At 36.0% G+C, this 13,512-nt stretch carries 11 protein-coding genes; 3 read left to right on the plus strand and 8 right to left on the minus strand.

Going from position 1 to position 13,512, the window contains the following annotated elements; genetic code table 11:
- Positions 1 to 18: 18 nt before the first annotated feature.
- The 4 genes from pepF to mecA form a co-directional block, all read right to left on the minus strand.
- On the minus strand, positions 19 to 1,845 hold the full coding sequence (gene pepF / locus MHH66_RS20485; RefSeq protein ID WP_002134970.1) for an oligoendopeptidase F: 1,827 nt from the start codon (positions 1,843 to 1,845) through the stop codon (positions 19 to 21).
- A 50-nt stretch (positions 1,846 to 1,895) separates the two neighbouring features.
- A complete protein-coding gene (locus MHH66_RS20490) occupies positions 1,896 to 3,131 on the minus strand; it encodes a competence protein CoiA (protein WP_078184094.1) in 1,236 nt (411 codons plus the stop codon).
- A gap of 91 nt (positions 3,132 to 3,222) precedes the next feature.
- Positions 3,223 to 4,767 (minus strand): cardiolipin synthase, encoded by a 1,545-nt coding sequence (locus tag MHH66_RS20495; protein WP_078184093.1) that lies wholly within the window; start codon positions 4,765 to 4,767, stop codon positions 3,223 to 3,225.
- A gap of 72 nt (positions 4,768 to 4,839) precedes the next feature.
- A complete protein-coding gene (gene mecA, locus MHH66_RS20500) occupies positions 4,840 to 5,523 on the minus strand; it encodes an adaptor protein MecA (protein ID WP_002011351.1) in 684 nt (227 codons plus the stop codon).
- 436 nt (positions 5,524 to 5,959) lie between these two features.
- Here mecA and MHH66_RS20505 point away from each other — a divergent pair, with 436 nt between their 5' ends.
- Entirely contained in the window at positions 5,960 to 6,634 is a 675-nt protein-coding gene (locus tag MHH66_RS20505) for a TerC family protein (RefSeq protein WP_061674935.1), read from the plus strand.
- A 50-nt stretch (positions 6,635 to 6,684) separates the two neighbouring features.
- Here the strand turns inward: MHH66_RS20505 and spx are convergent, their stop codons facing one another.
- Positions 6,685 to 7,080, minus strand: a complete 396-nt coding sequence (spx, locus tag MHH66_RS20510) for a transcriptional regulator Spx (RefSeq protein WP_002011348.1) — start codon at positions 7,078 to 7,080, stop codon at positions 6,685 to 6,687.
- 579 nt (positions 7,081 to 7,659) lie between these two features.
- Between spx and MHH66_RS20515 the strand changes: the two genes are divergently transcribed.
- Positions 7,660 to 7,863 carry a hypothetical protein gene (locus tag MHH66_RS20515; protein ID WP_000559981.1) on the plus strand — a complete coding sequence of 68 codons (204 nt, stop codon included), beginning with the start codon at positions 7,660 to 7,662 and terminating at the stop codon, positions 7,861 to 7,863.
- A gap of 29 nt (positions 7,864 to 7,892) precedes the next feature.
- On the opposite strand, the gene MHH66_RS20520 is transcribed toward MHH66_RS20515, so the two are convergent.
- Entirely contained in the window at positions 7,893 to 9,539 is a 1,647-nt protein-coding gene (locus tag MHH66_RS20520; protein ID WP_063217369.1) for a peptide ABC transporter substrate-binding protein, read from the minus strand.
- Between the two features lie 354 nt (positions 9,540 to 9,893).
- Here MHH66_RS20520 and MHH66_RS20525 point away from each other — a divergent pair, with 354 nt between their 5' ends.
- Positions 9,894 to 11,339 (plus strand): MATE family efflux transporter, encoded by a 1,446-nt coding sequence (locus MHH66_RS20525; RefSeq protein WP_078184091.1) that lies wholly within the window; start codon positions 9,894 to 9,896, stop codon positions 11,337 to 11,339.
- Positions 11,340 to 11,529: 190 nt separating this feature from the next.
- Here MHH66_RS20525 and MHH66_RS20530 read toward each other — a convergent pair whose 3' ends face one another.
- Together MHH66_RS20530 and MHH66_RS20535 are read right to left on the minus strand one after the other, a co-directional pair.
- Entirely contained in the window at positions 11,530 to 12,465 is a 936-nt protein-coding gene (locus tag MHH66_RS20530; protein ID WP_002086978.1) for an ABC transporter ATP-binding protein, read from the minus strand.
- Positions 12,458 to 13,501, minus strand: coding sequence for an ABC transporter ATP-binding protein (locus MHH66_RS20535; RefSeq protein WP_002011337.1), 1,044 nt, complete (start codon positions 13,499 to 13,501; stop codon positions 12,458 to 12,460). Before MHH66_RS20535 ends, MHH66_RS20530 begins: the two co-directional genes overlap by 8 nt.
- Positions 13,502 to 13,512 lie beyond the last annotated feature (11 nt).

Genomic DNA, 13,512 nt, shown 5'->3' on the forward strand with positions numbered 1-13,512 from the left:
ACCCCTCGTCTTTTCTCATTACTTTTCTTCAAATAATAACGCTTCTAATTCATTTAATTTCTCTTCAAATACTTGAAGTGCCTCTTTCACTGGTTCAGGAGATGCCATATCAACTCCTGCTTTTTTCAACACTTCAATTGGATAATCGGAGCTTCCCGCTTTTAAGAATTCGTTAATGTAACGTTCTACTGCAGGTTGTCCTTCTTCTAAAATTTGTTTAGATAACGCAGTCGCTGCACTAAATCCTGTTGCGTATTGATATACGTAATAGTTGTAATAGAAGTGCGGAATACGAGACCATTCTAAACCGATTTCTTTATCGATTACTAAAGCATCCCCGAAATATTTCTTATTTAAATCGTAGTAGATCTCCGTTAACATATCTGGTGTAACCGCATGTCCTTCTTGTACTTTTTTATGAATGATATGCTCGAACTCTGCAAACATTGTTTGACGGAATACAGTACCACGGAATCCTTCTAAATAATGATTTAATAAATATAGACGCTCTTTTTTATCTTCTGTCGTTTTTAATAAATAATCATTTAGAAGCGCTTCATTACAAGTTGATGCTACCTCTGCAACGAAGATTGAATAATCACCGTATACGTGTGGCTGTGTCTTTCTTGTGTAATAACTATGCACCGAATGACCAAACTCATGAGCAAGTGTATATAAATTATTTACATTATCATGCCAGTTCATTAAAATATACGGATTTGTTCCGTATGCACCAGATGAATATGCTCCGCTTCGTTTGCCTTTATTCTCGTACACATCTACCCAGCGATTTTCATATGCTTCTTTTAAAATTTCAACATATTCATCACCAAGTACGTTTAAAGATTTTAATAACAGGTCTTGCGCTTCTTCATACTTCACATTCATTTTCACTTCTTGTACAAGTGGTGTATATAAATCGTACATATGAAGCTCATCAAGTCCTAGTGCACGCTTACGAATATCAATGTAACGGTGTAATAAATGTAAGTTGTCATTTACCGTTTCAACGAGTTGATCGTATACTGCCTCAGGAATATTATTATTGCTTAATGCTGCTTGGCGAGCAGAGTCATATTTACGAATACGTGCATTGAAATTATTACGTTTCACTGCCCCGCTTAACGTACTTGCAAATGTGTTCTTAAATTTCCCATACGTTTCAAATACAGCTTTGAATGCATCTTCGCGAACACGACGATCATCACTTTCTAAAAACTGAATGTAACGGCCATGTGTTATTTCTACCTCTTCTCCATCCTCACCTTTAATAGATGGGAATTTTAAATCCGCATTATTCAACATACCGAATGTATTACTTGATGCACTCATCACTTCAGATGCTTCTGCTAATAACGCTTCCTCTGCCTCAGATAATACGTGCGGGCGTTGACGTGTAATTTCTTCTAATGCATGCTCATATACACTTAGTTCTCGATTTTCTTGTAAAAATGTTTGCAATGTATCTTCTGAAATAGATAAAATTTCAGGTACGATATACGCTGTGCTACTAGATACTTGTGAGTATAAATTTGTTGCGCGATCATTCAGTGCTTGATACACAGAGTTTGTTGTATCTTGATCGTAACGCATATGTGCATATGTATATAGCTTACCTAATCGCATTGAAATTTCATCTTCATATTGCAATGCCTCAAGCAAATTGTCTGCAGAGTCGCCAAGCTTCCCTTTAAATTCAGTTAACTTTGGCAATAGCTCTTTAATAGCTTGGAATTCTTTTTCCCATTCTGCATCTGTTTGGAAAATATCTTCTAATCGCCATGTGCTTGCTTCTTCAATCTCATTGCGATCTGGTAATGTTTTTGCTTTATTTTGTTCAGACATTCTGTAAGCCCTCCTTTAAATATCTCTACTTAAGTACAATTCTGTTTTTCTTATGTAATTCCTTCACGTTCATTCTTTATTATATCCCCTTTTTCTTCTCTCATGTTGAACTTTGTCTCAAATAGAGATAGTGCATGTGCTAAGCAAATTTCATCATATTTCCTAACTTCCTCCTCCGCCTGTAACATAACTATATTCCTCATTTTTCGGTACGTATAAGTCCCTACTTTATGCAACACGCCTACAAAACATAAAAAAGTCATATATTCAGTAACCGCTACTTTCCATATATGTTGTGAAAAGTACGGAAGTAAGCGCATTTTCGTATTTTTTTTTACATAACTACACACATATTGAAGGGAAATACAATTCCCTACCGCAAGCTCACCTATACACTTCATGTATAGAAAAGCTTGCCATGTAAATGGATTTGTTTGAAAAGCAAACGCGGATGGGAGCGGAACACCGATTTCAGAAGGAAAGCTCGCTGGGGTACATTTATATTGATATAAGAGGCGGAGTAGTGACTTATGATTATAATTCCAGATAGATAGAGCGTTTTGCCGAAAATGGTTCTTTTTTCTCTTCCATTCTTGTCCTAATACCTCTTTTTGGAAAGGAACAGAGGAAAAGAGCATGTCAACAGTAGTCGTATCAGTTGGTAAATAAATAGTATGTGAGAAAGAGACATTTGTAGAAAACGGAGTGATAAATGCGCATTTCATAAACGATTTTTGTTTCGGACAGAAGAACATAAGAAATGGCTGAGGATAAGATTGTAAGGAGAAAGCCAGAAGTGAGGAAAATTTCATCCAATATGCAGATTGCTTTTTTAATTGATTTCCACCAATGATCCAGATGACCTGTATACCAGCTTGCCAATACGAGTATGTTCGTTTAGAAAGCTGTTCTATGGAGAGATTGGCGCATTGATATTCAATCGCAATTTCCCTACCTGCTCTCTCTACGAAAACATCTGGTCTTTGCTGGATTTTTGGAAGGTAATGCTCTATATCCACATGAAAATTTTGACGTTTCAACCATCTATATAACAATTCTTTACCGTGCATATGATACATAGATTCTGCTTCATAAAAGGTAAGACATGAATCCACTTTCTTATGAGCAAAATGCCAGCTCTTTTGTGTTCCTAATTTCATTTGCACTTCTTTTCCGCAAGCTGTACAAAAGAATTTTTCTCGTTTACGCATTTCGCGTAAACGTTCTTCATCCCGGTTATATAATAGATGAATTTTCTCTCCGTTTTCTCTCCTTGCAATAAACATCCACCATCACACCCTTTCAACTTCTTGTATTCTACAATTTACTACAAATTCCTCTCAAAAAAAGAGATGTCCTAAATTAGGACATCTCTTTCTATAATAAAGGTGATAATAACCGATACGTCGATTCAACAATCCGCCTATGAAGACGTCTCTTATGAAATCGGTCAACATGAATTTCACTGGATTCTTCTAAATCGTCTTTAAAATCTTGAACGAGCTTTCGAATGCTACCTGTATCATATAAAAAGGCATTTACTTCAAAGTTTAAATGAAAACTTCTCATATCCATATTAGCTGTCCCAATTGATGCGAGATCAGAATCCACGATGACAACTTTACTATGAAGAAAACCTTTTTCATATTCATATATTTTTACTCCTGCATCTAATAACTCCGGAAAGTACGATCTTGATGCATAAAAGACAGTCCGCTTATCTGGCTTACTTGGCATTAACAAACGAACATCAATACCAGCAAGTGCAGCTACTTTTAATGCAGATAAAATATCACCATCTGGGATAAAGTATGGTGTTGCAATCCAAATCGATTTCCTAGCTGAAGCAATCATTGCAAAATATAAATGTTTAATTGTTTCCCATTTATTATCCGGTCCACCTCCAACAAGTTGGACTCCGCCCCAATGATCACCCTCAACTGCTTCCGCTTGTAAATATTCAGGTGCTAATACCGCCTCACCAGTCATATAAAACCAGTCTTGAAGGAAAATCAGCTGTAAACTTTGAACTGCTTCACCGCGTAAATATAAATGCGTGTCTCGCCAAAAACCGAAATATTTATCCTTCCCTAAATACTCATCACCAATATTTAATCCACCTACAAACCCTTCATTTCCATCTATAATAACGATTTTTCGGTGGTTTCGATAATTAATTTTATCGTTTAAAATTGGAAAGCGCACAGGGAAAAATGGAATCATTTCTACTCCTGCATCATTCAATTCTTCAATATACGAATTTGATAATTTAAAGCTTCCAACCGCGTCGTATAAAAAACGAACGACAACGCCTTCTTTTGATTTTTTTATTAAAATATCTTTAATTTCTGTACCGAGCTTGTCATCACGCACAATGTAATACTCCATATGAATGTGGTGTTTCGCTCGATTTAACCCATCTAAAATTGCCTGAAACGTTTCGTCTCCATTTGTTAATGTCCTCGTTTCAGTTTGAAATGAAATATTTAAAGCACCTAGTCGATCTGCTAAACGAAATAACAATTCTTGATGCTTATGATTTCGTAAAATCCGTTCTTCGTAATCTTCGTGTCCCTTATATTGTAAAAACGCCTGTTCATCGAGTAATGCCTTCTTTTGGAACATTCTTTTTCTACGAAAATTTTGTCCAAATAAAAGATAAGCAAAGAAACCGAACACCGGAAAAATACCTAGTACGATTAACCACGTAAGTGTTTTAGACGGATGGCGGTTTTCTAAGAAAATAACACATCCAATTAAAAATGCGGAAACCGTAAATAAAATACTAATAATACCTAAAATAGAAACATCCTTTATCCCAATGACATCCGAATAAAATGCTACATCAATAAACATGCGTAATGAAACAAATAATGCGAACAATAGTAGAAAAAAGAAAAGTAGTTTTAACGTGTTTTTCATCTCTTACCTCCTTACTAAGAAAGCCTTCCTATTCTTCATAAAAAAAGCCGATTTCATACTATAGAAATCGGCCTACATTTTAGGAGGGAAATTGTTGCGAATTGTCTCAAGTGCACGCTCTTTCACAACCTGTTTCCCATACTCACTTACACGGTGAATCGTTAAAGTAGATTCTTCTCCATATTCTAAAACAATACTTAAAATACGATCAATTTCTTCTTCATCATGTAGCACTTCATCGAATTCCACATATACATAATATCGGTCCTCAAATGAATGTAATTCATCTTTTATATCTTCAAAGATAAGACGATGACTTAATGAAATCACATCTTCAAAATCATTAAACTTAATTAAAAAGCCAAACGTACCATCTTCATTAAAGTTTGTTCCTACTTGTTCTTCTACCTCTTCCACTAATTCTTGCTGGAATAATGATTCGATGCCTTCATCTAGAGGAATGTCTATAATTTTGTCTACACCTATTGGTAGTTCCAGCTTTTGTCCATCCTTTGAAAGCTCCGCTTTCGTTACAAGTACTTCAATCCCTTTATCGACTGCTTGCACTTGGATCCATAACGGCCCATCGATAAAGAAATCATCATGATCACGAGCTTCGTCCATCATCTCCCAAAAGAGCTCTTCACTTCGTTCGCGATCATACCAAATTTCTTCACGATTAAACCCTCTGTCCTCTATATCAATGTACGTAATAAAAAATTTCATCGTATGGTCATTAATTCTTTCAATATCCAAAATACAACGCTCCCTTCCTGCTTAGAATTGTTATGAAGGGATTCCCCACTCATATGACAAAACAATAGATTCTTGTACTCTCATTTTATGATAAGATTCTCCAGAAGGGAAATAAAATCGATTTATTTTACAAAAATAGTTATATACCTATCTGTATTCGACTTTTTACATAAAGTGAAACAATAATCAGTATTTTTTTCATCCTCCACTGATTATTAGCTCGCACCAATCGGAATAAATATACCATTATACCAATTCACTGCTCGCAAAAAATTTGGACATACATTCCCATATTCCCTCGTACACTGTAATAAAGTGAAACTTCTATTAGAGGTGATTATTTTGTCCCTGGGAACGCGGGATCAAAACTAGACAAACTTTCTTCACCACATACATATATTTCGCTTATTAAAACATCATAAATGGAGGCAGACGAATGGACTTAGAGTTTTTAACATCTGTACTAATGATTGTCGGTATCGATGTTGTACTAGGTGGCGATAACGCAATTGTCATCGCACTAGCTAGCCGAAATTTACCTGAAGCAAAACGAAATAAAGCCATTTTGATTGGTACTATGTTAGCAATTGTGCTACGAATTCTCCTCACGATACTAGCTGTCTATTTACTTGATATCCCATTTTTACAACTCACCGGCGGAATTTTACTTACATTAATTGCGGTCAATTTACTCACTGATAATAACAACGATCTTTCTTCTATCAAAGGAAAAACAACTTTATTCCAAGCTGTGCGTACAATTGTATTCGCGGATCTCGTTATGGGGTTTGACAATGTTATTGCCATTGCAGGAGCAGCTCACGGAAAACTTTCACTCGTAATTATCGGTTTATTCATTTCTATCCCGATTATCATTTGGGGAAGCAAACTTATTTTAATACTCATGGAACGCTTTCCATTTCTCATTTATTGCGGAGCAGCAGTTCTCGCCTATACAGCAGGAAAAATGATTACACATGAAGACAGACTTGCAACGTTTTTTCATCATAATCCTAGTTTTGCCACAAGTATCCCTTATTTGTTCATTTTCACCATTTTATGCATAGGCTTTATCGTTCAACAAGTGCGATTACGTAATGTTAAACAGTAAAAAAAAACCTTCTACTCTATAATAGGTAGAAGGTTTTCATATTATTATAATTAATTTACAAGACGCTGTGCTTCACGTAATTGGAACGTTCTTACTGTACGTGGTAAGAAACGACGGATTTCATCTTCGTTGTAACCTACTTGAAGGCGTTTTTCGTCAATCATAATTGGACGACGTAAAATACCTGGATAGTCACGAATCATCTTATATAAATCTTGAAGTGGTAAAGACTCTAAGTTCACATTCAATTCTTGGAAAACTTTTGAACGAGTAGAAATAATCTCATCCGTTCCGCTTTCTGTCATACGTAAAATCTCTTTAATCTCATCAATCGTTAATGGATCTGAGAAAATATTACGTTCTGTATAAGGAATATGATTTTCCTCTAGCCATAATTTCGCCTTTCTACAAGACGTACAGCTTGGAGAACTATATAATGTTACCATACAAAGCTCACTCTCCTTAAAGAGTACAAATTCTGTACTAATTACAGTTTAAATTTCTAACTTCCGCAATTTTTCGCGATAACTTGTCTTATAGCAAAGTAAAAAATCGCAATTCATGTAAGCAACAATAATTACTTTTAATAAGTAACTTCTATAATCATTATACAATAGTTTTTGCAAGAAATATACAGTGAATTTACTGCTAGTTGAGAAAATCCCTCCGTGTACTCCACTGCTATGCAACATGATTATACTCAGTAAAACTGTCCTTTAACAACGGTCCTCAACCCTTTTGATACTTACTTTCTACAATAATCTTCACTTGATATACAATTACAGTTTCATAATCTTCCCCATTAAAAAGAGAGCGTTTTCTTACCTTTTCCCGACAAAACACTTGAGAAATGTAAGACTCTAAAGGTTAGAAGAAAAAGGAACATTTGTTCTTATTTTAACAAATCTCTCCGCTCATGTCTATATGCTTTCTAAAATAAACCCAATATTTTTCTGACATTTCTTTCTTTTTTACCATTTATCTCATACAATAAAAATACAGACAGACAAAGGGGGAATTTGCATATGATCGCTTTTTTTACTGATTTTATCATTGTTGCTACCCTCATCATCGGAATAACAGCATTGATTGGTGTCATTACAAATAGCATCGGTGAAAAACTCTTTGGTGGGAAAGAAAAAATGAAGTTTGTTAACAAAAGTTTAGATGTACAATCTGGCTGGAACCAAGTTGGCGGAAAAGGCATTTATAAAAAACGTACGTACTAAAAAAAGCAGGTAATTACCTGCTTTTTTTGTTATTTTCCTACTGATGCCCATTTGAAGCTTACTTCCCCGCCATACTTATGGTTGTACATATCTTTAATTGTTTCTCTTTGTAAATATGCTCTACCACGTTGATATACTGGAACAATCGCAGCGTCATCAAGTAACATTTTTTCTGCTTCAAGTAAGTTTTTCCAACGAGCATTTACGTCGCTTCCATCTTTCTTCGCTTTCATAATAATCTCATCGTACTTCGGATTAGAATACTTCATTTTATTTTGTGCCCCATCAGTTACGAACATATCAAGATATGTAACTGGATCTGGGAAGTCTGCACTCCATCCAGAGAATGACATTACAAAGTCGCCCGCATCTTCTAATTTTAGTTTTTGCGCGAATGGTTGTTGTTTAATTTTCACTGTTAAACCTGGTAAATTCTTTTCTAACTCACCTTTTAAATATTCACCAGTTTTCTTCGATAATTCAACGTCTTCATTTAATAGCTCTAATTCAATTTCGTTTTTACCAAGCTCTTTTTTACCAGCTTCCCAATACTTTTTCGCTTCTTTTACATTTGGTTTTATAATATCTCCATTTTCAACACGGAAATCTTTTTTATCCGGTCCTTTAATGAAATTGTCAGGAATTAATCCCGTCGCTGGCTTAGAACCGTTATTTAATAATGTATCAACGAATGGTTTACGGTCAAAACCAAGGGAAACTGCTTTACGAATATTTTTATTTGCTAAAGCTGGATCTTTTTGATTTAAGCGAAGGAAGAATACAGAAGTATCTTCTACCGTTTTGAAATCTGGTTTTCCTTTATATTTATCGATGAACTCTGCTAATAACGTCGCTCGATCGACTGCGTTTGTTTCATATAAATTAATTGGCGTAGACGTATCTTTTACAATATTAAAGTTCACTTCCTCAAGCTTCACTTCTTTATTGTCCCAATATGATGAGCTCTTTGTCATTTTGAAGCTACGTTCATGTTGCCAATCACTTAATGTAAATGGTCCGTTATAAAGTGTTGTATTTGCTTCTAAACCAAACTTCGCCCCTTGCTCTTTCACATACTTTTCATTAACAGGATAGAAGATCGGATAGACCATTAAATCAACAAGATATGGAATAGAATTATCTAATTCCACTTCTAGTGTATGATCATCAATCGCTTTTACACCTAATTGGTCTGGACTCATCTCTTTTTTATTAATTTTCTCAGCATTTTTTATATCGTACATAATGTACGCCGATTTCGCAGCTGTATCTGGATTAATTGCTCTTTGCCATGCATACACGAAATCTTTCGCCGTTACAGGTTCACCATTTGACCATTTTGCATCTTCACGTAATTTAAATGTATACTTTTTACCGTCTTCTGACTTTTGGAATTCCTTCGCTACACCTGGAACTAATTTATCGTCTTTCCCAAGGCGGTATAGGCCTTCCATCGTATTGTTCATTACTTTTGAAGAAACTGCATCAGCTGATAACGCTGGGTCCATCGTTGGAATTTCTTGTGTTTCAATTAAGTTAATAACTTGCTTCGCACCGCTTTTCCCGCTATCCCCTTTTGCGTTCGCTTGCGGTTCATCTTTTTGGTAGCCACATGCCCCTAAAATCATGCTCATTGCTACTGTTGATGCTACAAAAACTGGTATCTTTTTTTTCATACTTCCACCCTCCAAAAAAAATGTTAGCCCTTTCATTTTCAAACAGAAAGAAATATATATATGTTCTAATAATTCGTATTATACACACAAATATATTCTTTGTATATTTATATTTCTATTTTATTAAAATTTTCTGTTAACACCACGTGCATTTGTAAACGTTTCACACTGCGTTTTTATTGAACTAAAGTGTTAAAAATGACAACTTTTATACTTTTCTAAATTATCAGAGGAAAATAAATTTTATATTTTATAATATCTTGTGCATAATTATTCCTCCTTTTTTGTCATAAAATGAAGGTTTATTCATATTGAAAATATGTAGGCTAAAATAAGTGCAAAGGATATGAAAGTGTGTTACGATACACTTTGCTAAAAATAGATATCGGTAAAGAGGGGACGGACATGACAGCAATTCGCTCAAAAAACGGGCCAACAGAGAAATTAAGTTTATTCTTATTAACATGGCCTATTTTTCTAGAAGTTTTTCTTTTTATGCTGATGGGGATCGCTGATACTTTCATGTTAAGTGCATTATCAGACGATGCTGTATCTGGGGTTGGTGCAGCGAATCAATACCTTCATATCGCGATTTTAGTACTAGAAGTCATCGGGAATGGTGCAGCTATCGTTGTATCCCAATACCTCGGTTCTAAACGCTTTATGGAAGCATCAAAAATATCAGCATTAGCCGTCACATTAAATTTAGTGGTCGGACTCATTATAAGCGCTGGTTTTCTTTTATTTTCAAAACATATGATGATGGCAATGAATTTACAAGGCGATGTACTAACGTATGCACAAAGCTATCTATCCATCGTCGGAGGAGCTATTTTCCTTCAAGCTATTATTAACTCATTAGCCGCAATTATCCGCGTTCACAGCTTTACAAAGCAAGCAATGTTTGTTTCGCTTGGAATGAATATTATTCATATCGCCGGAAACTACGTACTTATTTTCGGGAAATTCGGTTTCCCTGAACTTGGTGTGCAAGGAGCCGCGATTTCTTCCGCTGTCAGCCGGTTAATCGCACTTATCGTTTTCTTCTGGTTACTGTACCGCGTTATGGAATACCGTGTGAAATTACAATATTACTTCACTTTATCAAAAGAATACGTTGGCAAAATTTTGAAGATCGGCATTCCATCTGCATTCGAACAAGTCATGTATCAAGCTTGTCAAATTGTCTTCTTATATTACGCAACATACTTAGGTACGGAATCGTTAGCTGCAAGACAATACGCTACTAACATTTCCATGTTCACTTATTTATTCGCCATTGCTATCGGTATGGGAACAGCTATTATCGTTGGACGCCTAGTTGGCGGAAATGAAAAGGATGAAGCTTACACACGCGTATGGAAAAGTGTACAATGGGCGATTGGTGTAACTTTATTTATGGTCATGCTCGTTGTTACATTCCGCACACAATTAATGGGACTATTTACGGATAATCCTCATATTATCGCTCTAGGGGCAAGCGTTCTTTTACTAAGTGTACTACTTGAAACAGGACGGACGATGAACATCGTCATCATTAATTCACTTCGTGCAGCTGGCGATGCAAAATACCCTGTTTTAATCGGCGCATTCTCCATGGTGTTAATGAGCTTACCACTCGGTTACTTTTTCGCCTTCCATTTAGACATGGGGCTCGTTGGTATTTGGCTAGCGATTGCTATCGACGAATGGACGCGAGCAATTATTATGTTCTTCCGCTGGAGAAGTAGATCGTGGGAAAATTATGCACTTGTTAAACCAAATGAGCAAGATGAGAGTGTTTCTGTTCAGGCGCAGTAAAATAAAAGTGTTTCTAAATGAAGAAAAAGGCGGCTGGATTTCAGTCGCCTTTTCTTCATTCTTGGAAACTCTTAATTTGCTGTCTTTAAACAGAAAAAGAACTTGGATAAAATCTCTTTATACTAAATTAAGTTTAATTAGTATAAAAAATAGAGCCATCCTTCTGTAATAGAAGAATGGCTCTACTTTATTATTGATAGATTTCTTTATATTTCTTATACTCTGCTTCAGAACATAATACAAAATGTCCTGGGCGAATTTCACGCATTGTTGGTGCTTCCTCACCATATTGATGTTGAGATGGATCGTATACGATACGTTTACGATTGCGCTCATAATCTGGATCTGGAAGCGGAATTGCAGATAGTAGTGATTTTGTATATGGATGCATTGGATTCGCATATAACTCTTCACTTGTTGTCAACTCAACGATTTGACCACGGTACATTACACCAATGCGATCACTAATGTATTTTACCATTGATAAATCATGGGCGATGAATAAGTATGTTAAACCTTTTTCTCTTTGTAACTGTTTCAGTAAGTTTACAACTTGCGCCTGAATCGATACGTCAAGTGCTGAGATTGGTTCATCAGCAATGATAAATTCAGGTTCTACAGCTAGCGCACGAGCGATACCGATACGTTGACGTTGTCCGCCTGAGAATTCATGCGGGAAACGGTTTGCGTGCTCTTTATTTAAACCAACTGTATTTAATAATTCATGAACACGGTCCATACGCTCTTTTTTGCCTTTTGCTAGTCCGTGAATATCAATACCTTCTGCGATAATATCCCCTACTGTCATACGAGGATTTAATGATGCATATGGATCTTGGAAAATCATTTGCATTTTACGGTTGAACTTCTTCAGCTCTGCACGTGATTTTTTACCATGTACATTTTCACCATCGAACAACACTTCACCAGCAGTTGCATCATATAAACGAATAATCGTTCTTCCAGTTGTCGATTTACCACAACCTGATTCTCCTACAAGACCAAATGTTTCTCCGCGGTAAATATCAAATGAAATATCATTAACCGCTTTGACAACACCACCACTCACGTCGAAGTGCTGCTTTACATTTTTTACTTCAATTAATTTCTCACGTTGTTTAGTCATGTTGTTCACCTGCTTTCATTTGAAGAATGCGTTTTTCAACGACTGCCGGTGGTTTTACTTCTGGAGCTTGCTCGTGAAGTAACCAAGTTGCCGCATAGTGTGTATCACTTACTTTAAATAAAGGTGGGTCCATTTCAAAATCAATTTTCAATGCCTGCGGGTTACGTGGTGCAAAAGCATCACCCTTTGGCGGTTTTAATAAGTCTGGAGGCGTTCCTGGAATCGCATATAGCTCGTCCTCTGCACCATCTAAGCTTGGCATAGATGCGATTAAGCCCCATGTGTATGGATGTTTTGGATTGTAGAAAATTTCATCAACAGTTCCAATTTCAACAACTTTACCAGCGTACATAACCGCAACTCGGTCTGCAACGTTTGCCACTACACCTAAGTCATGCGTAATGAAAATGATTGCTGCTTCTGTTTTTTGCTGAATGTCCTTCATAAGTTCTAAAATTTGCGCCTGAATTGTAACGTCTAGCGCTGTTGTCGGCTCATCGGCAATTAATAATTTCGGATTACAAGCTAACGCCATCGCAATAACTACACGTTGTCTCATACCACCTGAGAATTGGTGAGGATATTGTTTTAAGCGTGCTTCTGGATTTGGAATACCTACAAGGTCGATTAATTCTAAAGCAACTTTACGTGCATCTGCTTTACTCATCCCTTGGTGTTTAATAAGACCTTCCATAATCTGATTACCAATAGTCATCGTTGGATTTAATGATGTCATTGGATCTTGGAAAATCATCGCAATATCTTTACCGCGTACTTGCTGCATTTCTTTTTCTGTTAGTTTCGTTAAGTCACGACCTTCAAACACGATTTCACCGTTTTTAATACGTCCTGGAGGATTCGGAATTAATCCCATTAACGCTTTAGAAGTAACTGATTTACCAGAACCAGATTCTCCTACAATCGCTAATGTTTCTCCTTTTTTCAAATCAAAAGTAACACCGCGTACAGCTTGTACTTCACCTGCATGTGTATCAAAGGAGACTTGCAAATCTTTTACCTCTAGCAATGTTTTCATTTTTACTTCTC

The sequence above is a fragment of the Bacillus sp. FSL H8-0492 genome, from assembly GCF_038006145.1.
GTDB classification, from domain to species: Bacteria; Bacillota; Bacilli; order Bacillales; family Bacillaceae_G; genus Bacillus_A; species Bacillus_A mycoides.

Bases quoted from the DNA above. Each gene is read 5' to 3' on its own strand.
- MHH66_RS20515 (WP_000559981.1), top strand. From the start codon at position 7,660: ATGATCGCTTTTTTTACTGATTTTATCATTGTTGCTACCCTCATCATC.
- MHH66_RS20520 (WP_063217369.1), bottom strand. From the start codon at position 9,539: ATGAAAAAAAAGATACCAGTTTTTGTAGCATCAACAGTAGCAATGAGC.
- MHH66_RS20530 (WP_002086978.1), bottom strand. From the start codon at position 12,465: ATGACTAAACAACGTGAGAAATTAATTGAAGTAAAAAATGTAAAGCAG.
- pepF (WP_002134970.1), bottom strand. From the start codon at position 1,845: ATGTCTGAACAAAATAAAGCAAAAACATTACCAGATCGCAATGAGATT.
- MHH66_RS20535 (WP_002011337.1), bottom strand. From the start codon at position 13,501: ATGAAAACATTGCTAGAGGTAAAAGATTTGCAAGTCTCCTTTGATACA.
- MHH66_RS20490 (WP_078184094.1), bottom strand. From the start codon at position 3,131: ATGTTTATTGCAAGGAGAGAAAACGGAGAGAAAATTCATCTATTATAT.
- spx (WP_002011348.1), bottom strand. From the start codon at position 7,080: ATGGTAACATTATATAGTTCTCCAAGCTGTACGTCTTGTAGAAAGGCG.
- MHH66_RS20505 (WP_061674935.1), top strand. From the start codon at position 5,960: ATGGACTTAGAGTTTTTAACATCTGTACTAATGATTGTCGGTATCGAT.
- MHH66_RS20495 (WP_078184093.1), bottom strand. From the start codon at position 4,767: ATGAAAAACACGTTAAAACTACTTTTCTTTTTTCTACTATTGTTCGCA.